18 protein-coding genes and 1 pseudogene are annotated in these 24,696 nt (G+C 54.5%); 5 read left to right on the top strand and 14 right to left on the bottom strand.

Going from position 1 to position 24,696, the window contains the following annotated elements; genetic code table 11:
• Window positions 1–13 precede the first annotated feature (13 nt).
• The 4 genes from SOJ49_RS06135 to SOJ49_RS06120 form a co-directional block, all read right to left on the bottom strand.
• Window positions 14–421 carry an ester cyclase gene (locus SOJ49_RS06135; RefSeq protein WP_369857351.1) on the bottom strand — a complete coding sequence of 136 codons (408 nt, stop codon included), beginning with the start codon at window positions 419–421 and terminating at the stop codon, window positions 14–16.
• A 157-nt stretch (window positions 422–578) separates the two neighbouring features.
• Window positions 579–4,532 (bottom strand): flagellar filament capping protein FliD, encoded by a 3,954-nt coding sequence (gene fliD / locus SOJ49_RS06130; RefSeq protein WP_369857350.1) that lies wholly within the window; start codon window positions 4,530–4,532, stop codon window positions 579–581.
• Window positions 4,533–4,641: 109 nt separating this feature from the next.
• Window positions 4,642–5,022, bottom strand: a complete 381-nt coding sequence (locus SOJ49_RS06125) for a flagellar protein FlaG (protein ID WP_369857349.1) — start codon at window positions 5,020–5,022, stop codon at window positions 4,642–4,644.
• Window positions 5,023–5,083: 61 nt separating this feature from the next.
• A complete protein-coding gene (locus SOJ49_RS06120) occupies window positions 5,084–9,169 on the bottom strand; it encodes a flagellin (RefSeq protein ID WP_369857348.1) in 4,086 nt (1,361 codons plus the stop codon).
• Window positions 9,170–9,398: 229 nt separating this feature from the next.
• Between SOJ49_RS06120 and nth the strand changes: the two genes are divergently transcribed.
• On the top strand, window positions 9,399–10,034 hold the full coding sequence (nth, locus tag SOJ49_RS06115) for an endonuclease III (RefSeq protein WP_369857347.1): 636 nt from the start codon (window positions 9,399–9,401) through the stop codon (window positions 10,032–10,034).
• 62 nt (window positions 10,035–10,096) lie between these two features.
• On the top strand, window positions 10,097–10,501 hold the full coding sequence (gene gloA, locus SOJ49_RS06110; protein ID WP_369857346.1) for a lactoylglutathione lyase: 405 nt from the start codon (window positions 10,097–10,099) through the stop codon (window positions 10,499–10,501).
• A gap of 72 nt (window positions 10,502–10,573) precedes the next feature.
• Here the strand turns inward: gloA and SOJ49_RS06105 are convergent, their stop codons facing one another.
• From SOJ49_RS06105 to SOJ49_RS06095, 3 genes are all read right to left on the bottom strand, one after another.
• Window positions 10,574–11,131: a hypothetical protein gene (locus SOJ49_RS06105; RefSeq protein WP_369857345.1), complete on the bottom strand. Its 558-nt coding sequence runs from the start codon at window positions 11,129–11,131 to the stop codon at window positions 10,574–10,576.
• Window positions 11,132–11,503: 372 nt separating this feature from the next.
• Window positions 11,504–11,884 carry a cytochrome c family protein gene (locus tag SOJ49_RS06100; RefSeq protein WP_369857344.1) on the bottom strand — a complete coding sequence of 127 codons (381 nt, stop codon included), beginning with the start codon at window positions 11,882–11,884 and terminating at the stop codon, window positions 11,504–11,506.
• A 215-nt stretch (window positions 11,885–12,099) separates the two neighbouring features.
• The gene (locus tag SOJ49_RS06095) at window positions 12,100–12,702 is read right to left on the bottom strand and encodes a peroxiredoxin (protein ID WP_369857343.1); all 603 of its coding nucleotides are present in this window, start codon (window positions 12,700–12,702) and stop codon (window positions 12,100–12,102) included.
• A gap of 263 nt (window positions 12,703–12,965) precedes the next feature.
• Here SOJ49_RS06095 and SOJ49_RS06090 point away from each other — a divergent pair, with 263 nt between their 5' ends.
• Entirely contained in the window at window positions 12,966–13,583 is a 618-nt protein-coding gene (locus SOJ49_RS06090) for a TetR/AcrR family transcriptional regulator (protein WP_369857342.1), read from the top strand.
• Window positions 13,584–13,903: 320 nt separating this feature from the next.
• On the opposite strand, the gene SOJ49_RS06085 is transcribed toward SOJ49_RS06090, so the two are convergent.
• The 6 genes from SOJ49_RS06085 to SOJ49_RS06060 form a co-directional block, all read right to left on the bottom strand.
• Entirely contained in the window at window positions 13,904–15,556 is a 1,653-nt protein-coding gene (locus SOJ49_RS06085; protein WP_369857341.1) for an acyl-CoA synthetase, read from the bottom strand.
• Between the two features lie 88 nt (window positions 15,557–15,644).
• On the bottom strand, window positions 15,645–16,535 hold the full coding sequence (locus SOJ49_RS06080) for a branched-chain amino acid ABC transporter permease (RefSeq protein WP_369858040.1): 891 nt from the start codon (window positions 16,533–16,535) through the stop codon (window positions 15,645–15,647).
• 103 nt (window positions 16,536–16,638) lie between these two features.
• Entirely contained in the window at window positions 16,639–17,526 is an 888-nt protein-coding gene (locus SOJ49_RS06075) for a branched-chain amino acid ABC transporter permease (protein ID WP_369857340.1), read from the bottom strand.
• Between the two features lie 128 nt (window positions 17,527–17,654).
• Complete coding sequence (locus SOJ49_RS06070) at window positions 17,655–18,899, bottom strand: ABC transporter substrate-binding protein (protein WP_369857339.1); 1,245 nt, start codon at window positions 18,897–18,899, stop codon at window positions 17,655–17,657.
• A 36-nt stretch (window positions 18,900–18,935) separates the two neighbouring features.
• The gene (locus SOJ49_RS06065) at window positions 18,936–19,691 is read right to left on the bottom strand and encodes an ABC transporter ATP-binding protein (protein ID WP_369857338.1); all 756 of its coding nucleotides are present in this window, start codon (window positions 19,689–19,691) and stop codon (window positions 18,936–18,938) included.
• Entirely contained in the window at window positions 19,688–20,458 is a 771-nt protein-coding gene (locus tag SOJ49_RS06060) for an ABC transporter ATP-binding protein (protein WP_369857337.1), read from the bottom strand. The genes SOJ49_RS06065 and SOJ49_RS06060 overlap by 4 nt, the downstream gene beginning before the upstream one ends.
• 447 nt (window positions 20,459–20,905) lie before the next feature.
• Between SOJ49_RS06060 and SOJ49_RS06055 the strand changes: the two genes are divergently transcribed.
• On the top strand, window positions 20,906–23,458 hold the full coding sequence (locus SOJ49_RS06055) for a cache domain-containing protein (protein ID WP_369857336.1): 2,553 nt from the start codon (window positions 20,906–20,908) through the stop codon (window positions 23,456–23,458).
• Window positions 23,455–24,180: a response regulator transcription factor gene (locus tag SOJ49_RS06050; RefSeq protein ID WP_369857335.1), complete on the top strand. Its 726-nt coding sequence runs from the start codon at window positions 23,455–23,457 to the stop codon at window positions 24,178–24,180. The genes SOJ49_RS06055 and SOJ49_RS06050 overlap by 4 nt, the downstream gene beginning before the upstream one ends.
• Window positions 24,181–24,444: 264 nt before the next feature.
• Here the strand turns inward: SOJ49_RS06050 and SOJ49_RS06045 are convergent.
• Window positions 24,445–24,604 (bottom strand): annotated as a pseudogene (locus tag SOJ49_RS06045) (transposase); the annotation flags it as partial.
• Window positions 24,605–24,696 lie beyond the last annotated feature (92 nt).

The following is a 24,696-nucleotide window of genomic DNA, read 5'->3' as shown; positions in this document are numbered from 1 at the left end:
AGAAGTCTGGCATTCAGGCGGCTGCCAGCTGCCGTTGCAGATGGGCGATGTCGATCATCAGGTTGATGTGACGCACCTTGCCACGTTGCAGTGTCCAGGTGATGGCGCAGGTAATGCCGACCAGTTTTTGATTAGGCTGAAATCCAAACACCGGCTTGATAAAGCTGCCGCACAAGGTCATCACGCTGATAGCGCGGTCACCATCGGTCATAATGTCTTCTATCGCGAGATCAAAATCAGTAATCGCACTGTGAAGGCCATCGACCTCTTTGATAAAACCATCGATGTCGTTGGTTTCAAGGGACTGGGACGCATGGTAGAGAAAATCCCTGCTCACCATTTGCTTCACCAGATTGAATCGACCCTTTCCCCAGGCATTATGTATAAACTGCTCAACGAGCATTTTATTGTCGTTTGTCATTGCCATTTCCGTGGGTGGTTGCTTTTTTGTTACAGCGCGGATTGTAGTTTTTGTGTCAGAGCGGAACCACTCCATTGCCGATAAAGCGTGACATGGTTCCGCTACACCAGCCCAACGGTACTGTTTTTCTTCTGAATGTCATCTTCCGCTATATATTCTACTTGCTGTTGGCATTGTTCAGCGCGTCAAACTGCTGCTGAATGTAGTCGAGCGTGGTGTTAAGGGTCTGAATAATCGAGTCATTATATAAAAACTGGGATTTTAATCGCGCTTCCTGAGCGGCAATCCGGGCATCCAGTTTTTCCCGCTGCAGGTCGATGGCTTCCTGATCACCATCCAGCGATGCCAGCTTGTTTTTGATGACGCTGTTGCTGCCGGTCAAAACGGAGTCGAGCAGGTCAGACAACTGGTCGGCAAAGCCGGACACATAAGTCACTGTGCCGCGAGCGCCGATCTCACCGCCAGTGATTTTTAACCGCAGGCCGGATGCATCATCCACATTCCCCTGGGCGTCGGTACCTGCCTCGCCGTCACCCTTGCCTTTAACAAAACCGAAGACCGCCGTTGCGGCGCTGCTGACACTGGTCATGGTGACCTGGGAATCCTTGCCGCTGCTGCTGGACACAATGCCCAACTTGCCGTAGGCAAATGAAGTGGCATCGCCGGTGTATTCAACATTGACGCTGATATCGGCACTCTTGAAGGCATCGGTGCCATTGATCGCCGTTTGCACCGCGCTGGCCAGCGCCGAACCGCTGATGTAAGTCGCTGGTTGAGCCAGGGCCACTTCGGCTTCCACACCATCAACATTGATGCTGAAGCGGTTATTACTGTCATCGAGTGTCACCGGCGAGGAAAAATCGGCCGCCTGGCTGCCAATGTAGTAACCCGGTTTGGCCGGGGTATTGCCATCCACCGCCTTGAGAAATTGCCCGGAGCCTGTTGCTTCTACGCCATTAATCGTGCCAGCAATGTCTTTACCGACCGGAATCGCTTCGGCATACAGGCTGACGTCCTGCAAGCCGAGGAACGAAATCGCAGTGCTGTCCAGATCAGTAAAGCCAATCGCTGTGCCCTGCCCGCCAATGGTAATGTGTAATGATCCCAGCTCGTTGTCAGCGTCGTAGCGATACTCGACCGAGGTATCCAGATCAAACCCGAAACGGCGCTCACCTGCCGTCAGGCCCATACCGTCGTAGCCGGTATTCGAGGTTTCATCGCTCATACCCAGAGTGGTTGCCGCACTACCACTGAGGTTAGAAACCTGAATACTGGCACTGGCCCCAAAAGTCGCCGCTGTTTTGATGCCATTTTTACTGGCGGTCTCAAAGTAAAGCTGGCCACTGTCATTCACCTTTGCCTGTACATCCCCTGCTGCCAAAGTGCCTGAATCCACCAGCGCTTCGTCTACCGCCTGTTGAATGACGGCCAGATTGGAAGCGGAGTCGTTACTGCCGCCAGTGCCGTCTTCCGTCACATTAACCTGGAGCTCGGTACCATCGACGGTAAGGGTAAAACTGGCGTTACTGGCACTGAAATCAATGCCGCTGCTGATATCGGCAAAGGCAGAGGTCTGTGCTCCCCGGCCATCGGTCATGACTTCCAGATACTGCTCATGACCAGCAACAACGGTAACCAGCTTCAGCCCGCTGCCATCGAGGCTGGCGCTGACCACACCGCTACCATAGGCGGTATCCAGCGCCATCTGGATATCCGCCAGATTATCGCCACTGCTGCTGTTAACGATAATCTCCTGCTCATTACCCGCCACATTAAGACGAAAACCAGACGCCGCAGCGGCAAAATCAATCACGCTGCTGATATCCCGGCTACCGGTGCTGGTGTCGGCTCCGCTGACCAGAGCCGACAGATTGGTGTCGGCACTCACACTGCTGTTGATGCTGGCCTGTACTTGCGCGGCCAGATCCTCGCCGTTCAGGTAAGTGCCTGCCGGTACACTGACCAATGTATCGCCAAGGGTATCGTTCACCTTGACCCGGAAGTCCACCGGCTCGGCAAACGTCACACCCGGATTTTTGCCGTTGCTTTGCACACCATCGGCGGCACTCAAGCCCAATACCGTATCCGAGCTGTTACTGCCCACCGCCGTAATTTCGATCGAATGGCTGCTGCCGGTAGCACTGGTGGTAAAAGCCAGATAACCACTGTCGTCAAATGCGGCGGTCACCTGGCCACTCAGGGCAGAACTGTCGATAGCACTCTGAATCGCCTGCAAGGTGTCCTGACGGTCACCATAGACGCCGTCGCTGTTCAGATCTTTGCCGGACGCCGACTGGCTAACAGTAATCGCTACCGCTGCGGCACCCTCCAGCGCCAACGAAAAAGTCGCATTGCTGCTGGCGAAATCAATACCATTGTTGTCTGCCACCGGACGATTGCCCGCCAATGTCGAAGCACCGCGACCATTAAAGGCCGAGGCATTCAGGGTCGTCAGCTCAACGCCTTTGTAAGTACCGGCATTCAGGGTATTAAAGCCGAGTGTATTGGCAGTGTTGTTATCCACACTGGTGAAATACACCTGGGACGACGCGCCATATTTGTTGGAGGTAATACTGAACGACGGATCGCTGGCATTGTGATCCACAGAGACAGAAAAGCCGCTGTTGGCGATGTTTTCTGCGCTGTTAATTTGTAATGCCAGCTCTTTTGCCAGGGCGTCGCCACTGTCGTAGCTGCCATGGGTCAGTTGCACCTGGGCCATGGTGCCGTTCACCCGAATGGTGAAGTTGTCGTTGCTGTCATCAATCGACACCGCAGCACTGAAATCCAGACCCGCGACACGGCCGCCCTGATACATTGCCTGGGTGGCCAGCTGGGTGACATGGACATCGTAGCTGCCTGGTTGAGTATTGATCGAGTCGTTGACGTAAGTTACCTGACTGTCGGTGGTCAGACCCGACTTGGCCAGAATACTGGCAACGGCACTGCGGTCGGACGTGATCGCCTCGTTAAACGCAGTCTGATCAAAATAGAGCAAATAATCGTTGTTCTGATCGGTATTCACCCCGAGTTCCGTCAACGAGCGGAAAGCAGAGCCCGACAACCCGGCAATCGGCTGGCTGATCAGTGACCGTACCTGATACTGGATCGAGCGTATGGTGGAGTCTCCCAGCAACAACCCGGCCTGTTCGTTGGCCGAATCGTAGGTGCTGAGCTCGTCGCTGAACTGCTTGAAGGTATTATAGGCATCGACAAATGCCTGAAGGTTTTCTGATAGCTGCTCCACATCTGCGGCCACCGTCACCGTCACCGTATTGCCGACATCGGCATTTTGCAGATTCAGCGTAACGCCCTTCACCACTTCATCCACGGCGTTGCTGCTGCGGGTAATATTCAGGCCATTGACCCGTAGCTGGGCGTCTTGTCCGGTGCTGGTTTCTTCCAGGGACGAATAGGCGCTCTGGGAAGCATTAAACGCCAACGCCGACAAGCCTGTGGTTAACTCGGCCCCGGAGCTGTCCAGCGCTTGAATCCGCATGGCTTGCTCTTTACCGGTGTCGGCCGAGGTCATCAGCAGGCGGTAACCACTGCCGTCGTTGATAATAGATGCCGTCACACCCATATCGGCGCTGTTAATGGCATCACGAATGCCACTCAGGGTGCGATTGGAATTGTCGATCGAAATGGTAGTACCGGGTTTGTCCGGGTTCACATCCTGTCCGGTCAGGTTGCCATCGGTGTCGTAGTTGTTTTCACCAAAGGTGAAGACCAGTTTGCCAGTGCCAACGATTTCATCAAAACTGGTATAACGGTCACTGGCCAGAGAATGAGCTCTGGCGGTATTGAGTACCTCAATGGTATAGCTACCAGGTTCGGCCACGCTGGAAGTGGTCGCGGTAAGAATCTCCTCGTTGGAAGACGTCGCCACAGTGGCATTCGCCAACGACGGACTGGCCAGCTTGCTCACAGCGGAATCGAGCGTTGAAAGCTGCGACTGTATTTCGCCATAAGCGGTAATTTTAGCTTCTACCAACTGCTGTTTTGAATCCAGCCTCAGATCCGAGGCCTCGCGCTCGGCATTGATAATGTTTTCCACCAGCTCGGTGGTCAACACGCCAGATCCCAGGCCCAGCGACTCAATAGATGCCATCAGTAACTCCCGCTGGCCATATTCGACCACTCATAAAAAAACCCACACTGACGTTATCGGTCAGTACGGGTTTTTCTTGAGCCGGGAAATCCCGGATCCTGTTTGTCGCCTAGACCTGGGCACTGAACAATAACGATGGTTCCTCATCATTCAATTTTTGCGCCAGTTCAAGGGCCAGTTCACTGGGAATCTGGCGAATCAGTTCTTCGGACTGCTTGTCGTAGACCCGAATAATAGTCTCGCCGCTGCTTTCATCCAGTTGAAAGTCCAGTGTCCGTTCCGATTGCTGCACGTATTCGTTAATACGAGAGATGGCTTCCTGCACCTGCTGCTGGTCAGGAACGGCGCTTGACTGCCCCTGGTTGCCAGCGGCTGGCAAGTCTTTGCCGGTTCCGGTTGTACCCAGTGGACTCTGGCCGTTGTTGTCACGATACATGGTGGCAACGTTGGCAGGGATTCTGGTGGTTGAATTCACGTTAATGTCGCTCATGTGGTTCACCTCACGGTCTTGAAACGATCAGTGGTGGCCGTCAGGCCACCACGTCTGTGGGTTAACCCAGCAGAGACAGAACTTGCTGACCTGCAGCGTTTGCCTGAGCCAGAACGGAAATACCTGCCTGCTGCAACACCTGGGTACGAGACATCTCGGCTGTTTCTGCTGCAAAGTCTGCATCCTGAATCCGAGAGTTGGCCGCATTCAGGTTTTCCGAGGTCACTTGCAAGTTACTCACGGTGGATTCCAGACGGTTCTGGATCGCACCGAGATCGGCACGCTGGGAAGCCACCTGTTCGATCGCATTGTCGACTGACTTGATCGCCGACTGAGCGCCTTCGAAGGTCGAGATGTCGATATCTTTCAGATACTGGCCATCTTCACCACCGCCGTACGTGCCCGCTTGCAAGCCCAGAGCCGACAGCTCATCAGCACCGTTCTCACCATTACTGACTTCAATCGCACTGGCCGAAGTCAGCGTTACGGTTGAATAGGTCGTGCCGGCGGTATTCGCGTAGGTCGAGGAGGTACCCGACAGATCCGCTTCACCCACTCCGGCTTCATCGGCGCTTAAACCAATGGCGTTACCAAAGTTGCTGGAATCAAAACCCGCCGCCGCATTGGTTGATGCCTTGTTGTCGATGGCCACCGAAATGTTACGGCCATCGGCAGCGGTCAGGGTGATCGACTCACCGTTATCTTCCGCCATCACACCGGTCTGACCGGATACCGAGTTGATTGCATCGATTGCGGTTTGACGGTCACGTCCTTCATCACCGGTCAGATTGATCGCCGTGGTTTCGACGTTATTGATCATCACCGTACCGGTCGATCCGGCAGCCGCTTTGTCCAGCAGACTGGTATCACCACCACCATTCATCGTGGTGGCATTCACTTCAGCGGTCACCCCGGTTTCTGCGCTCGACTTGTTGATCGCAGCGGCTACGGCGATACCACCGGCAGCGGCATCACTGGTCAAGGCGACAGTATCGGAGGCAGTATCATCCCTGGCATTGGCACCCTGAATAGACGTACCGTTAATCACCAGATCGCCGTTTTCCATAGCGTTTGGCGTCACCGCCTGGGTGACTTCACTACCAGAGACAAAACCACCTTCGATAGCAAACGTGCCGTTAGTGACATCCACTTCGGAACTGGTACCAGTACTACCAGAGGTGAACACCAGGCTGCTATTGTCTGCCGATACACCCACTGTCATCGCCGGTACTGTAGTACCCGAAGCCGTTGTGGTAATCGCACCAGCGTCACCCACCCCGGTGTCGGCAATGGTCAGAGCAACACTACCGGCATCCTGGCCACCCACACGACTGATTTCCAACTTGTCGTTGTTGATTTCTGCCAGCACCTTGCCAGTACCAAACGCGGTATCCAGCTGGCTTTGCAGATCGGTCAGCAAGTTGGCCTGGGATTCTGCAACATCAGCGCCTTCATGATCGCTATTGATCGTAATGGTCTGGGCAGCACCGCCATCCAGGCTGATAGCAATCGCCAGGTCATCGGTTGCACCACCGGTCGCAAAGTCATAATCACTGGCAACCGTACCGCTCAGATCTGCCACTTCAATCGTGCTGGCCGCATCGGCATAGCCGGAGTCAATGGCCGTCGCCAGCTCACTCAAACTGTTATAGCTGCCCGCTGCAATGGTGACGTCCTGCGCCGCAGCGCCATCAATCGCCACCGAGAACGTGTCATTTTCACCGGCGGAGACCACCAACGGAGCAGCCGACGCGTCATAATCGGTGCCAGCACCATCCGGGTCACCCGAGAGGAAATTACCGTCAGCATCGACATTAAAGCTACCGGTTGTTGCTGTACCGGCTTCTGCCGTGACCACAACATCCGCCTGAGTGGTATCGGAAATAGCCGCCGCAGCGCCACCCACGGTTTCAGCCGGTGTCGCGGCAGCGCCGATTTCCACACTGCCACCACTGTTGGAAGAAATCACCACCTGACCACCGGTCACGGTAGCGGTAATACCCGCGCCTGACAGGGAGTTGGCTGCGACTTCATTAATCGCTGCTGCCAAGGTATCGGCATCAGTGATAGCCGCGATACCGCCCGTCGCAGTAGACAGGTCGAGGTCTTGCAAGCCAGCGCCATCAACGTTAACGCCGATCGTATCGGCCGCACCCGCAGTCGCGGTATTAAAGGCCGCAACGTCGGTAATCACCGCATCGCCGTTGGCCAGATGCTCAACGTTTTCATTCACCAGCGTGGTCACGGTTGTGGATGCTGCATCCACATCGATAGCGGTAATGGAGTTGGTGCCGGTATCTGCCAGTACCGAGTTCAGCAGTACGGATTTGCCATCCTCAGAAACAGCGGCTTCAACCTTGCCCGCCAGTGATGCGTTACCCGCAATCTGGTTGTTCAATTCGTCAGCAAACGATTGGGCGGTTGTATAAGTGCCTGCCGAAAGCGTCAGATCAGTACCCGCAGCCGCCGCAACCGAACCGGTACCGGAACCAGTCAGGCCCAGACGTACGGTATTACCGCCAGCAATAGAGTTCACGCCGTCAAAAATAAAATCCATCTTGCTTTGGGCATAATTGCCGCCATCGGTACCAGACGTTTCCGATGTCGCAGTGGCAATATCCATATTGGCGCTGCCAGAGCGAGCAACGACATTGGCATCCGCCCCTACTTCGGTCGTGGTGAACGTCAGGCTGCCATCATCATTAGCAGACGCGGCGACCAGGGCATTACCATCGGCATCCTGGAAGTTGGCGTCGTTGGCAATGGCATTATTGATGTGCAAAGCCAGGTCTTCGGCATTGTCATACGTGCCGACACTGCCCGTGCCACCATTGGCAGAAGGATCGTAGGTAGAATCCAGCGTCAGGGTCTGGAACCCAGAGTTATTGACGTTGAGTTCAAACGTATTGTTGGTTGCATTAACAGCCGTACCAGCGGCAATTGACATATCCGCCGTCGTAAAGGTAGCGGCTGACTCAGCAGACGAGATAGACGACGTAGTCACCGTACTGGTAATCGCAGCCGCACGGCCGGAGTAAGTGCCCGCCGTCAGACCCGAGTTACGAATATCGCCGGTGCCAGTGCCCTGACCACCTTCAACTTCGATATCAGACCCATCCTGAGAAATCAGCGTGAAACCACCGTAGCTGGTGCCACTGGAGAGACCAGTCGCTGCTTCGGTCAGGTTACCGGAAGTGCCCAGATCCACCGTGATATTACGGCCATCTTTCGCCTCCAGCGTCACACCGCCGCCATCACCACCGTCCGTAGCCACCACACCGGTCTGGTCAGACTTGGCGTTAATGGAAGAAATCACTGAATCACGGTCGGCAGAGGTGTCCAGCCCACCCGTTGCCAAACTGATATCCACGCCATTCAGCGTCATGGTACCGGAGGTCTGACCCGCCACCATCTCACTGCCAGACGCCACGTTAGTGTTCACTTCAGCCGTGACACCGGTTTCATCCGACTTGGCATTGATGGCGGCCACTTTGGCAATCGCCGACGCTTCACGACCCGACACAGACGAAGTGTCATCACCGCTGCGGGAAGGATCAATCGCAGTACCATTAATAATCAGATCGCCGCTGCGCAAGCCGTTTTCATTACCCAGAGCGCTAACGCCATTAGCCTGACCCACACCGAGCTTGTCGGCGGTCAGTTCAGCAATCGAAACATCCACCGTTTGACCGGCATTGGCACCAATCTGGAAGGTCGCAGAAAAAGAACCATCCAGCAGTTTACGACCGTTAAAATCGGTTTCTTCCGAAGTACGGGTAATTTCCGCCACCAGCTGATCCACTTCTGCCTGCAACGCCTCACGATCGACATCGGAGTTGGTCGAGTTGGCCGACTGAACCGCCAATTCACGAATACGCTGCAGGTTTTCGTTCACCGAACCCAACGCACCTTCTGCGGTCTGGGCCAGGGCGATACCATCACCGGCGTTACGAACCGCCACTCCCAGACCCTTGATCTGGGAAGTAAAACGGGTAGAAATGGCCAAACCGGCCGCATCATCTTTCGCACTGTTAATGCGAAGACCCGAAGACAGACGCTCCAGAGCCTGCTGATTCGCGGACTGTGACTTGTCCAGGTTGCGCTGGGCATTCAAGGACGCGATGTTGGTATTAATAATTTGGGGCATGGTCTATCTCCTATGAGAATCTGGAGCCACCACCATCGCTGATGGGTGTTTGGCAGTGCTCCGCCTAACAGTTTCATAGTCGTTAACGGCCCACCTTCAGAGTTCTTTAGAAGTTTTTTGATTGCCCCGCAGCCGGGGATTCTCCGTAGGGGGCGTAATCTGCTGGGCTGTGCTGGCCGGTCATGGCACAGTACCCACCCCTGACCTGTGATTGATTCTGAATTGCTCCATGAATAAAGCAAAACGTACCGAGATTTTCAGCCGCCTGAGAGCAGCCAACCCCGAACCAAAAACCGAGCTGGAATACAGCACCCCTTTTGAGCTGCTGATTGCGGTATTGCTGTCGGCCCAAGCGACGGATGTGTCGGTCAATAAGGCCACTCGCAAGCTCTATCCGGTGGCCAATACTCCAGAAACGTTGCGGGCATTGGGTGAAGAGGGTCTGAAGCAATACATCAAAACCATTGGTCTGTTTAACAGCAAGGCCAAAAACGTCATCAATCTCTGCGATATCCTGATCCATCAGCACCAGAGTCAAGTGCCTCAAACCCGTGAAGCGCTCGAAGCATTACCCGGCGTTGGCAGAAAAACCGCCAATGTGGTGCTGAACACAGCGTTCGGCCAGCCAACTATTGCAGTCGACACCCATATTTTCAGAGTATCTAACCGTACCCGTATCGCATCGGGCAAAGACGTGGTTGAAGTGGAGCAACGGCTATTACGGCTGATACCGAAAGAATTCCAGCTCGATGCCCACCACTGGCTTATTTTGCACGGTCGTTATACCTGCATTGCCCGCAAGCCGCGCTGTGGTTCATGCTTGATAGAAGACCTGTGCGAATACAAACAGAAAACGTCGGACTGAACGGCTGCCTGGCAACGGGTTCAGAACACCCAACCCAACCGGATAAACAAGAGAGGTTCACCATGAGAATGCTGCACACCATGTTGCGAGTAGGCGACCTGCAACGCTCCATCGACTTTTATACCCAGGTGATGGGTATGGAACTGTTGCGTCAGCACGACAATAAAGATTACCAGTACACACTCGCCTTCGTTGGTTATCAGCCAGAAAGTGAAGGCGCTGTGCTGGAGCTGACCTATAACTGGGGCCAGAGCGAATATGACCTCGGCAATGCCTACGGCCATATTGCACTGGAAGTAGACGACGCTGCCGCAGCTTGCGATAAAATTCGCGCCAGCGGAGGCAAGGTAACTCGCGAAGCGGGCCCGGTGGCCGGTGGTAAAACAGTGATTGCTTTTGTCGAAGACCCGGACGGCTACAAAATAGAACTGATCGAAAAGACTCCGAGTTTTCCGATCGAACTTTGAGCCAACCGGCTTGCAGATACATCTGAAGTAAACATTCCGACACTTCAAACAGGGCACCGTGTGACAGCGGATTTATGCCCTGGCTGGCTGGGCAGCTGCACTGCTCTCTGCCGCACTGCCCTGCGTGGCGTTTGCCGATTGATGCTGAATATTGCAGCTGAGCTGATCTTCTTCACATACCCGGCGCGTCAACGCCAGGAATACCCCCAGTGATGCCAGTAACAAAGCACACGCGACCAAAATCGCCACTGGGTAGTAGAGGTTGCCCGCCAGCTCCAGCTGACTGTATTTAATAATCATAATCAGCGCTTCCAGCACCAGAGCGATACAGACGGTGCCGACAAAACGGGAAATGGTACGGCGCACGCTGACAAAAATACTCTCCCCAGCCACATCGGAGGTGTATTCCTTACCCACCCCGACACCGAGTTCATACATCGCCAGCGCGATGATCAGATTGTTGATCGATTTGATCACGTGGGTGACCATTTCGACCTCCGGGTTCCACAAGCCCGAGAAAAAATCGCTGAATGCCAGAAATACCAGTAACAACGCAATCAAATGGAAAATGCCTGAAAATAACAGGGCTACCGCAGTTTTATATTCAAAAGGACAGGTACCAGAAAACATGAGAAAAATACCTCGTAAACACACAGAATAAAAATGGCAGGACTCACGCGGGTTCAACCCCGGTATTCCCGAATACACAAAGTGCGATACTGCAACCTGCCAGAGGTTCCGGTCGATTGCCTCAAGCCTGTATTCAGGGCGACAGAGTTCACACAACAGTTATGGCGCTGATTCAGGGAAGTGTTGGCAGGCTGGTGTTGGGAAGAAAGCTGGGAAGAAAGCTGGGAAGAAAGCTGGGAAGAAAGCTGGGAAGGGAAAGATTGGGAGTACGGGCTGCAAAGCTGCAAAGGCATAGTCTATAAGAACCGTGTATTTGCGAGCCTGGCAGGTCAGTATTCCCACTCGGAGCGTGGGAATACCCTCCGTGTCACATTACAACGTCTTCAGATAAGCAATCAGATAATCCTGCTCCGCCTTGTCGGTAATCGACACGTGACGCATCCGGGTGCCAGGCACCAGCTTCTCATTGTCTTGCACCCACAAGCGCAGCTTGTCTTCATTCCAGGTAATGCCGGATGCCCGCAGCGCATCCGAATAGGCAAACCGTGGCAGCGAACCAGCCTTGCGACCCACGACACCGGTCAGACTTGGGCCAAAGGTATTCTTGCTGGAATCTTCTGAGTGGCAAGCATGGCAATTCTGGGCAAAAACGACGCTACCCTGAACGGCCTGCATGTCGTCACTGGCCGATGCAACAACAGGCAACAGCAACGCCGATGCACAGATCACGGTAGCAAGCATGGATGTTTTCATAACAACACTCCTGATATGGACTGGAAAATATTCGATAAATCCAGTGTATTCAGTCGTGCGTGGTTGCCATCCTGTACTTCGGTACTGTTCCCGCTGTTGTCGTGAGGCAGGTCAAGAAAATCCGGTTTTCAGCGCCGCAGGTGTCAGGCTGAAAACAAAAATGCCGGTCAGCAAACACTGACCGGCATTTTGAGCCAGCAGACTGTCAACAGAAATTACAGGCTGTCAGCAGACTCAGACAGGTACTTGGCAACACCTTCAGGAGACGCCGTCATGCCCTTGTCACCCTTGCTCCAACCCGCTGGGCACACTTCACCGTGCTCTGCGTGGAACTGCAGGGCTTCAACCAGACGTACCAGCTCATCAATGTTACGACCCAGTGGCAGGTCATTGATATTGGCCGCACGTACCAGGCCTTCCTTGTCGATCAGGAATGCGCCACGCAGGGCAACGCCACCAGCCGTTTCAACGTCATACGCTTTACAGATAGCGTGGCTAACGTCAGCCGCCATGGTGTACTTGACCGCGCCAATACCACCGTTGTCGATGGCAGTGTTACGCCAGGCGTTATGAGTGAAGTGAGAATCAATGGATACAGAAATCACTTCAACACCCAGCTCACTGAAGGTTGCCATACGCTTGTCCAGCGCAATCAACTCAGACGGGCATACAAATGTGAAATCCAGCGGGTAAAAGAACACCAGAGCGTATTTGCCCTTGGTAGCTTCTGAAAAGTTGTATTCATCAACGATGGTACCGTCGCCCAATACCGCAGGAACAGTAAAATCAGGGGCTTGCTTGCCTACCAATACGCTCATATCAGTCACTCCATTTATATTGAAAATAGCGGCCATGATTTGACCGCTCCATCGAAACATGCTGGGATCATACGCCTCGTCCGAGCACGGTCAAACCACCGTCGTAATGAAAGTATCGCCTGATTACTTTTTCCCATACAGCTGATAGTAATCCGCTATTTACCTTGTCAAATGCCCTGATCGCACAATGTCGCTCAGGGAACGACGGAACCATCCTGACACAAAAAACCGTTATAAAATGCAGTCAAAACCGCGAGTAATGCATGAGTACCACTGCGCCCCCCGCCAGCCACTATCATCACGGCAACCTGCGTCAGGCCTTGCTGGATGCTGCGGTACATGAATTACGCCGCAAAGGCCCGGATCAACTGAGTCTGCGCGCCATTGCCCGTGCCATCGGAGTATCACAAACCGCGCCCTATCGACATTTTGTCGACAAAAACGATCTGCTGATGGAACTGGCCGCACAAGCCTTTGATGAACTGGCCGACGTCACCCGCACGGCGATGGTTAACGCAACCAGCAGCGGCGACCGTCTTTATCTCTCCGGGCATGCCTACATTGATTATGCGCTTGGCAACCCGGAAAAATACCGCCTGATGCTGGGCCAGTATTTGCCCGTTTCCGACAATTGTGACCGCCTGCGTTGTGCCGGTGACGAGTCATTCAACGTACTGCTGGAGGTCATCAGGGCCGGGGTCAACTCTGGCGAGCTGATTGACGAAGATCCGACGTTACTGGCCATACACTGCTGGACCAGCATTCACGGGCTGGCCTCGCTGCTGATTGATGAACGTGCACACTGCAGTGACATGCCGATCACCCAGGCGCAACTGATCGATGCCAACCTGAGGCTGCTGGGGCAACGTATTGGCAGGTGATCAAGGACAGCCATCGGACAACTAGCTGACACAGCGGGGACGCAAACGCCCTCTTCCAGTCCTCCTGCCAATCTTCACCGACCGATTCAGTGAATCGCATGGCCGTATTGATATTTTAAAAAACCCTCACGACCAGCAAGGAGTGGCGCTGGTCGTGAGGGAAAATCGCCGGTAGCAGTTTGGCAAGAAGGGGTCTCTTTACCGTTTGCTTCCCGGAGTGGGTTATCGTGACCGCAAAGTCGATATGCTCCGGGAGTGGTAGCCCGTCCGGCGCAACCGGGCTGCCTGTCACTTCCATGTGACATTCTATGAAACGGCTGCTATCCCGAAACGTCTTCCGGGTCGACAGCGCCGTCTTTGGCCCACTGGCGCAATTTGAACTTTTGCACCTTGCCAGTTGAAGTACGTGGCAAAGTGGCAAAGATCACCTGTTTAGGTGCCTTGAAGTGAGCCATATTCTGGCGGCAATAGGCGATGATTTCCTGCTCATCCACCTGCACACCCTCCACCAGCTTGATAAAGGCGCAGGGGATTTCGCCCCACTTGTCATCCGGTTTGGCGACGACCGCAGCGTCTTCGATATCCGGGTGGCGGAACAGCGTTTCTTCCACTTCAATGGAGGAGATGTTTTCGCCACCGGAGATAATGATGTCTTTGGAGCGATCCTTGATTTCGATGTAGCCATCTTTATGCCATACCGCCAGGTCACCGGTATGAAACCAGCCACCCGCAAATGAAGCATCGGTAGTACTCGGGTTTTTCAGGTAGCCCTTCATCACGATATTGCCGCGCAAGAAGATCTCGCCAATGGTTTCGCCATCCTGTTCAACCGGCTGCAAGGATTCCGGATCAGCCACCATCATGCCTTCTTGCATCGGCACCTGAACGCCCTGACGAGCTTTCAGACGGGCACGCTCACCGACACTCAGATCTTGCCATTCGTCTTTCCAGCAGCACACCACACAGGGGCCGTAGGTTTCGGTGAGGCCATACACGTGCGTCACGTCGAAGTTGATGGCTTCCATTTTTTCCAGCACCGACGGTGGAGGTGGTGCACCGGCAGTCATGACCTTGACGCTGTGATCCAGTCCGGCCCGCAGGGATTCATCAACGCCCGCAATCAGACTCAGGACAATAGGAGCACCACACAGGTGATCGACCTTCTCGGCCACAATCAGCTGCACAATGTCTTCCCCGCGCACATGGCGCAGGCACACGCTGGCACCGCCGATGGCAGCCATGGTCCAGGGGAAACACCAGCCATTGCAATGGAACATCGGCAGTGTCCAGAGATAAGTTGCGTCGGCGGTCATACCCCAGGACAGGGCGTTGGAAGCGGCGTTCAGGTAAGCACCCCGGTGGTGATACACCACCCCTTTGGGGTCACCCGTGGTGCCGGAGGTGTAGTTGAGGGTAATGGCGTCCCATTCATTGGCAGGGCCGCTCCAGGCATCGTCTTCGTCGCCTTCAGCCAGCAGTTGCTCGTAGTTGAGTGCACCAAGCAGTTCACCGCCGTCAAACGCCGGATCGTCGATATCGACCACCACAGGCGGTTTGGCCAGCATGTGCAGGGCTTTTTTCACCACTGCCGACATTTCACGATCAACAATCAGCAGTTTGGTCTCAGCGTGTTGCAGAATAAACGCCACGACCGGGGCATCCAGGCGGGTATTGATGGAATTCAGCACCGCGCCACACATCGGCACACCAAAATGAGCTTCGAAGTGCTCTGGCAGGTTAGGTGCCATCAAGGAAACAGTATCACCCTTGCCAATCCCCCGCTTGCGGAGGGCGCTGGCCAACTGCTTGCAACGGCGATAGGTTTCAGCCCAGTTGCGGCGTACGTCACCATGGATCACAGCGGCTCTGTGTGGATATACAAACGCCGCCCGTTGCAGATACGACAGCGGGCTGAGTGCCTGGTAGTTGGCCTCTGCCGCGTCGAGATGTTGATCGTAGATATTGTCGTTCATCGTATTTGCCTGCTGCTTTTATGTTGGTTCCCGTTCTGGTGCACCGGATCGTTTCCTGTCCGACCGGATGCACCACCCGTAAGAGGCTTTATTTACCAAGCCGACTGGCGCTGAAGTTTCTGGCCATCATGCGTTGGAATTCCCCAACCACGCCACGGCGAAACGACAGCACGCACATCACAAAGATGGCTCCCATGATGATATGGATATAATTGCCCAGTTCCCCGCCGGAAAATACGGTACTAATGGCGATGACAATCGCCGCACCCACCACCGGGCCAAACAGGGTTCCCATACCGCCCAGCAAGGTCATCAGTACCACTTCGCCAGACATGTGCCAGTGTGCATCGGTCAGGCTTTCCAGTTCGAACACCAGCGCCTTGGTGGCACCGGCCATACCTGCCAGGGCAGCAGAAATCACAAAGGCCAGCAACTTGTAGCTACCGACGTTATAGCCCAGCGATACCGCCCGTTGTTCGTTTTCACGAATGGCTTTCAATACCTGACCAAAGGGTGAATGTACGGTGCGGAACACCACAAAAAAGCCGATCAGGAAGACCGCCAGCACAAAGTAATACATGTTGAGATTGTCGTTGAGGTCGATCAGACCAAACAACTTGCCACGCGGAATACCCTGCATACCGTTTTCACCACCGGTAAAGTCGGCTTGCAAATAGAAGAAAAATACCAGCTGCGCCAGTGCCAGCGTCACCATGGCAAAATAGATACCTTCACGCTTCACCGACAGCTTGCCAAAAACAAAGCCCAGGGCCGCCGAGGCCAATGTGCCAAACAGCACACCCAGCTCTGGCGTCAGGCCGAAATGGGTCATGGCATAACCAGTGACGTAACCGCCAGTCGCCAGAAAAGCGGCATGGCCGAACGACAACATACCAACAAACCCCAGCATCAGGTTGAAGGCACAAGCAAACAGTGCGAAGCAGAGAAATTTCATCAAAAAGACCGGGTACACAACCATCGGAGCCGCCAGGCCGACGATGATCAGTGCCACTGTCAGAATCAGGGTCAAGCCCGCAGTACGCGGTTGAGTCAGAGCAACAATTCGGGTTTGCGTCGTCATATCAGGCCTCTTTTCCGAACAGGCCGGAAGGTTTCACCAGCAGTACCAGCACCATGACCATAAAGATCACCGTGGTAGACGCCTCGGGGTAAAAGTATTTGGTCAGTCCTTCGATAATGCCCATCATCAGCCCGGTCAGAATGGCACCACCAATCGACCCCATGCCACCGATCACCACAATGGCGAACACCACAATCAGAATATTCGCGCCCATATCCGGGCTGACGGAATACACCGGAGCGGCCAGTACGCCTGCAAGACCGGCAAGACCGACGCCAAAACCGAAGGTCAGGGTAATCATCATCGGAACGTTAACGCCGAATGCCTGCAACAGTGCCGGGTTTTCAGTACCCGCACGCAGATAGGCCCCCAGACGGGTTTTTTCAATTACCCACCAGCTGGCGGCACACACCAGCAAAGACACCAGAATAATCCAGGCGCGATACACCGGCAGGTACATAAAGCCCAGGTTATAGCCGCCCTTGAGTGCTTCCGGCACCGGGTAAGACTGCCCGGATGAGCCAAACAGATGACTGAAGACCCCCTGCAGGATCAGTGCAATACCAAAAGTCAGCAGCAGGCTGTAGAGATGATCTTGCCCGGCAATAGGACGCACCAGAAACCGCTCCATAAGCATGCCGATAACACCGACGGTCAGCGGTACCAGTATCAGTGCCAGCCAGTAATTGACGCCCAGGTGCTGCAGTGCCAGCCAGGCCAGAAATGCCCCCAGCATGTACAAGGCACCTTGAGCAAAATTGATAATACGCAGCAGGCCAAAAATAATCGCCAGCCCGAGCGCCAGCAACGCGTAAAACGAGCCATTGATCAGGCCAACCAGCAGCTGCCCCAGCAGGGCAAACAAATTGATTCCCATAAAGGTAACCATAAGGTCTTCCTCTAATGCGGCGGCCCCTGGGCCGCCGCGTTCTTGTTCTTGTATCGGGTGTTAGTCAGCCTGGATACCCGACCTATACCGCCGGGTATCCAGCAACACTCGCGCAGAGCTGTGCAGGATTAAATAGTTGATCCCTTGAAATTACATTCCGCTTTCATCGCGCCAAACGCCTCGTCACCGGGAATCACTTTCTCGATTTCATACAGATCATTGGGGTTTTTACGCTCGTTGCCCTTTTTTACCCGCACCTGATACATGTCGTGCACCATGCGGCCATCGGCACGTAATACCGCGTTACGGGCAAAAATATCATCGGGATGCACCGCTTTCATTTGTGCCATCACTGCCTTGCCCTCATCGGTACCAGTGGCTTTAACGGCGTTGAGATAATGCAGTGTCGAGGAATAAGCGCCGGCATGTGCCATGGTTGGAATGGCACCGGTACGATCCATAAAACGCTTGGCCCAGGCACGGCTTTCGTCATCGCGATCCCAGTAGAAACCGGTGGTCAGACGCATATCACCAATGATGCTGGCATCAATCGATTTGGTATCCGAAGAGAACACCAGCAAGCCCACCATGGTGGCCTGTTGGCTGAGACCAAATTCAGCCGCGCCTTTCAGCGAGTTGACAAAGTCCTTACCGGCATTGGCTAACGCCACCACGTCCGCACCGGAAGACATTGCCTGCAAAACAAACGAGGAATAATCAGTGGTGCCCAGTGGCGCACTGGCAGAACCAACCACAGTGCCGCCATTAGTCTCAATAATGCCGGTAGCGACTTTTTCTAACGCATGTCCAAAGGCATAATCAGCGGTAATAAAAAACCACTTTTTCTTGCCACTATCCATCAGCGGTTTCACCGTACCCCTGGCCAATGCCACAACGTCGTAAGTCCAATGGGCGTTAAACGGTGAGCAGGTTTTGGTGGTAAAGGTATTGGAACCGGCACCGGAAATCAGAATCGGCTTTTCGTTAACGTTGGCAACCTGGGCCACAGCGCCCACTACCGACGAGGCCACCAGACCATTAATGGCGTCTACACCTTCGCTTTCGATCCATTCCCGTGCCTTGGCAGAACCCAGATCCGGCTTGTTCTGGTCGTCAGCCGAGACCACCTCAATCGGCTTGCCCAACATGCTGCCGCCAAAGTCCTCTACCGCCATATTGACCGCATCGACACAGTGCTTGCCGCACACGTCACCGTATGGACCGCTCATATCCGCCAGTACGCCCAGTTTGACCTTGTTATCAGACAAGCCACCGGCCTGGACAGAGAAAGCGGCAACAGACATCAGCGCAGCCACAGAGCAGCTTAATGCCGTTTTGAGGCCAGCTTTCGGGATGTTGGTGTTAAATTTCATTCGAACCTCTTTTATTGTTATTGATGGTTGTACGCGTTAAACGCCCAGCAGGGCATTAAGTTGGTCTTGCTTCTGGTGCAATTCGTGCTGATGGATTTCTTCGACAATGTGGCCGTGCTCCATCACGTAATGACGGTCGGCAATCGGAGCGGCAAAGTGGAAGTTCTGCTCAACCAGCAGAATGGTCAGGCCGCGCTGTTTCAGCTGGTTCAAGACCTCGGCCAGACGTTGCACAATGACCGGAGCCAGACCTTCGGTGATTTCATCCAGCAGCAGGATATTGGCACCGCTGCGCATGATTCTGGCCAGCGCCAGCATTTGTTGTTCGCCGCCCGAGAGCCGGGTTCCCTGGCTGTAGCGGCGCTCCGCCAGGTTAGGAAACATGGAATAGATTTCTTCCAGAGACACGCCATCCGAACGCACGTCCGGTGGCAACATCAAATTTTCTTCTACGTTCAGGCTGGAAAAAATACCGCGTTCTTCCGGGCAAAAACCCAGCCCCAGCCAAGCGATCTGGTGAGCAGGCATCTTGATGGTTTCCTGGCCATTGATCACCACACTGCCGGTACGGCGACCAACCATATTCATGATCGATCTCAGGGTCGTAGAACGACCGGCACCGTTACGGCCCAGCAACGTGACCAGTTCGCCCTGGTTTACGTACAAGTCGACGCCATGCAGAATGTGCGATTCGCCGTAAAAAGCATGCAGGTCACTGACACGAATTTTTTCGTCGCCCACTCGATGAGTCTGGGTCTGGCTGTTCAGGAGGTGGGGAGTCGCCGAATTCATGCAACAGCCTCCTTGTCGGCTGCGACACCAAGATAAGCCTCACGCACGCGCGGGTCGGCAGACACCGTGGCATAGTCGCCTTCCGTCAGTACCGCACCACGCTGCAAGACGGTAATACGATCCGCCAGCTGCGAGACCACTTTCAGGTTATGTTCCACCATCAGAATGGTGCGATTAACCGCCACAGTACGAATCAGATCCGCCGTGCGTTCGACGTCTTCCTGGCCCATACCCTGAGTCGGCTCGTCCAGCAGCAACATTTCCGGATCAAGTGCCAGCGTTGTCGCGATCTCCAGTGCGCGCTTGCGGCCATAGGACAAATCCACCGTGACCACACGGGCAAAATCCTGCAAGCCAACGGCTTCCAGCAGTTGTTCGGCGCGTTCATTCAAACGATCCAGCACCGACTCCGGTTTCCAGAAATGAAAGCTGTTGCCCTCACGTTGCTGCAAGGCAACCCGGACATTTTCCAGCACCGTCAGATTGGGAAAGACGGCCGAAATCTGGAACGACCGCACCAGTCCCTGACGAGCAATAGCAGACGACTCAACGGCGGTAATATCGCGGCCGTTAAACAGAATTTTCCCGGAGGTCGGAATGAGGTACTTGGTGAGCAGGTTAAACACCGTGGTTTTACCTGCGCCGTTCGGTCCAATCAGCGCATGTATATGGCCACGGCGGATATTCAGGCTCACGTCATCAACCGCCGTGAAACCCTTGAATTCTTTGGTCAGGTGGTGTGTTTCGAGAATATAGTTATTGTTCATTTCTCGTATCCGATGAGGTTGAAATATCGTTATCGGTCGGGTTATGGCATCCGCTTTTAACGCATATTCAACGAAGGTCTAATTGGCAAATATTATTTTTATAACACCAGAATAAGTTGCTACAGAATGTCTCTAAATATGCAGCACGCGATTCTTAACGCAGTCATTTCGAGCGCCGTCGTTTATAGATTTGCCCTATAGCCGGTGTTCAGGTGCCAAGGTATCCCTACATCGTGTCGCGAGTTTTGCGCAAATGTATCCAAATGTTTCATCACCACCGTGCGACAACTGTCGGGATGGCTGTCGGGATGGCTGTCGGGATGGCTGTCGGGATGGCTTCAGGATGGATGGCATGCTTGCCTGCAGTAACCGATAAGCCCGGATTGGTGATTGACGAGTCGGCCCTGTATCTGGATCAATAGGGGCCGTTTATTTCGGTATTACCCCATGCGCCCGCTCTCTTCTGCTACCTCATCGTCCGCTCTACTCAATGCGCATAAATCGCGTTTGTCGCGCCAGCTATCGCTGATTATTCGCGGCATTCTGGTGGTGGTCTTTGTCTTTGTGTATTTTTATACCGTGCCGATGATCAAACAGAAGGTATTTGAAATAGAGCGTAATTCCTCACGCCTGGCACTGAATAACGTATTTGAAATTGCCAACCGTATGTACGCCGGGGTTGAGGAATACCGGCAACAGGCATTGGATAACCACAAGGGTCAATTAAAACTGGTGGTGAATTTGGCCGAAACTTTTTTACGTTCACACTTTCAGGAAGCCGCAAAAAACGGCATTCCACTACAACAGGCACGGCAAACGGCATTTGCCTATCTGCGTAATTTCACCTTTGGTAACCAGGACTACATCTGGGTGGTGGATCACAACATCCAGGTACTGTCGCACCCGGATCCGCGCTTTCACCAGGATGCCCGGATAAAACCGGGTGACGATACCCAGCCGATTTTGGAATCCGTGGTGAGACAAGCCATGCACGACGGCGAAGGCTACTACCACTACAAATGGTCGCGCATTGCCGGGGCCGAAAGCCTCGACAAAGTATCGTTTGTACGAGATTACCCCGAATGGGGTTTTGTAATTGGTTCCGGGGTATACCTCGACGACCTCGAGGCCGAAGTACGCCTGCGCCGTGAACAAGCGCTGACCGACCTGAGACACGCCTTGCAAGAAATCAAGGTCGCCAAAACCGGCTACATGTACGTGTTCGACTCCAACGGCCATATGCTGATTCACCCCAACGACAACCTTGATGGCGTCACCTTTACCACCCTCAAGAACCCGATCACGCAACAACCGATCAATCAGGAACTGATGAAAGTCGCTGATACCGGCAAGGAGCTGAACTACCGCTGGGACAAACCCGACGATCCTGGCAACTACGCCTACGACAAGCTCTCGCTGGTACGCTACATCAAAGGTTTCGACTGGTATATTTGCTCGTCGGTTTACCTCGACGAGCTGCAAAGCAGCTCCGAACTGCTCAGTTCCCGCATCATGGTACTGGCCGGACTGACCATGCTGGCGACCTTGCTGATTTCCAGCTTTCTGGTCAACCGCATTACCCGGCCACTGGAACAGCTCGCCAGCACCGCACTCAAGGTGCAAGGAGGTGACCTGTCCGCCCGTACCGGCATTCAGCGCGATGATGAAATCGGCATCCTGGCCTCCAGCATCGACGCCATGGTGCAACGCCTGCGCAACAATATCGAAACCCTGGACGCCCAGGTCAAGCAGCGCACCGAAGAACTGCTCGCCACCAATGCCCGCGCCCAGCGCATGAGTGCCGTCGGACAACTGGCGGGCGGCCTCGCCCACGACTTCAACAACCTGCTGTCGATTATTGTTGGCAACCTGATTGTCGCCCGCGAGCATTACAGCGCCAACGACCCGGAACTGGACAAACTGCTAAGCCCGGCTGAACGCGCAGCCCGGCGGGGAGCCGACATTACCCATAGGCTGCTCGCCTTTTCCCGCCGCCAGCCACTTCAACCGGAAATTGTCTCGGTCAATGCGGTAATGGCAGAAGTACTGGAACTGCTGCACAGTGCTTTCAGCGGCCCCTATCGGCTGCACTACCGGCCACAGCAGCATCCGGAACTGGCCTGGGCCAACGTCGATCCCGGCCATCTTGAAAACGCTCTGGTCAACCTCGGCCTCAATGCCCGCGATGCCATGCAAGACGGCGGAACATTGACCTACAGCTGGAAACTGTGCGATATCACCCGGCCAATCGAACAGCGCTTTGACGAAACCGTACCACCAGGGCGATATATTGAAATTGGTGTAGCTGATACCGGCAGCGGCTTTAGCCAGTCCGCACTCGAACAGGCGTTCGAACCCTTTTTCAGCACCAAACAGGGCAGCAACAATTCCGGACTGGGGTTATCGATGGTCTATGGTTTCGTCAAGCAGTCATTCGGGTATATTCAGCTTGGCAACCCGCCTCAGGGCGGTGCCATCATACGGCTGTTACTGCCCGCCAGCAGCGCCCCGGCCAATCCTGACCTGAGCGACGACGACAGTGGTCGCGGGCCAGAGCTGGCTCCTGGTGGACTGTATTTACTGGTAGAAGACAACCCCGACGTACGGGCCGTGATCCGCAAGCAGTTGACCGACCTCGGCCAGCATGTGGTTGAAGCCGCCGATGGCGACGAAGCCCAGACCTTGCTCGACGGCCTGCTGGAACACAATCCAACCGCACTCACCGGTATGGTCAGCGACATCATGATTCCCGGTAGCATGAACGGCCGCAAACTGGCAGCAACATTACGCCGCCGGGCACCCGCAGCGGTTATCTTGCTAGTGAGTGGTTACACCGATGATCCGACCGCCATACCGGGCAGTGGCAATGACCCTGCTGACCAGCAAGACCCGATGCTGGTGCTATTACGCAAACCGTTTGATCGCCAGCAACTGGAACAGGCGCTGGAGCGCGCCAGTGCCCGCGTCCGCCTGCACCATCAACACAGGAGTTTAACGTGAGCCAACAGGCGCTGATTTACCTCGTCGAGGATGACGCCGACATCACCGAACTGGTCAGCCGCGAGCTGAACCGCTACGGCCACAAGGTACGTTGTTTCCGCACCGGTGCCCAACTCACCAGCGCACTGCGTCAGCAACAACCGCAGGTCTGTATTGTTGACCTCGGCTTGCCAGATATCGACGGCCTCGAACTGGTGCGCCAACTCACCACCCGCGAAGAAGTCGGCGTGATGATTCTCTCTGGCCGAGACAGCCTGCCCGACCGGGTGCTGGGCCTGGAGCTGGGTGCCGACGATTACATCAGCAAACCCTTCGACCCCCGCGAACTGGTCGCCCGTACCAACAGCATTGTGCGCCGACTGGAAAAAAATGCCCGCCTGCAAACCACCACCTTCGGCCCCGACAAAGACGTTCCCTCAGTGGCCTGTTTTGCCGACTGGCAGCTAGAGTGCGCCACCCTGACACTGCGCAAGGACAGCGGTGAAGAATTTGTCCTCAGCGCCGGAGAAATGGATCTGCTGATTCGCCTGCTGAAATACCCGCGCCAGATCCTCAGCCGCGACCAGCTACTCAAACACCACGACGAAGCCTTCGACCGCAGCATCGATGTACGCATGTCACGTATTCGTAAAAAAATTGAAGACGACCCCAAATCCCCGCGCCTGATCAAAACCATCTACGGAATGGGCTATATGCTCACCAGTGATGTGCAATGGAAATAAAACAGCCTGTGTGTTCTACCCCCAATTGGCCGAGTCATCACAGATTGACGGTTATGTTGAAAAATACCGGGTCGCACAACAGCAACTCCAGCCCCAACTGCTCCGTATCATCCGACAAATCCGGTGGTTTTCTGAACACCGCCAGCAGCGGCATGCGCTGCATAAGTACCGATCTCAGCCGGAGTGACACCTCCCCTAAACGCCTTTCAGGGGCCGCGCCTTGCTGGATCAGACGCAACAACACATAGCTGATCATCGCCACTAAAACCTGCAATTTGACGGCGTTTTCAGACGTACCATAGAACGGTTTGATCTTCAGATTCTGCTTGATCCACTTGAAAAACAACTCAATCTGCCAGCGCTGCTTGTACAAATCCGCAATCGCCAGAGCACTGCGCTCCAGGTCATTGGTGAGGAAGACCAGCCACAGCCAGTGAATCGAAGCCTGCGGAAACTGAATTGGAAGAGCAGAAACGGCTTCGTCGGGAAGTCAAAACCCTGCGCATGGAGAAAGTG

The sequence above is a fragment of the Candidatus Thalassolituus haligoni genome (assembly GCF_041222825.1).
GTDB classification, from domain to species: Bacteria; Pseudomonadota; Gammaproteobacteria; order Pseudomonadales; family Oceanobacteraceae; genus Oceanobacter; species Oceanobacter antarcticus.
Note: the sequence above shows the minus strand (reverse complement) of the source record. Positions and strands in the feature narration are given on the sequence as shown.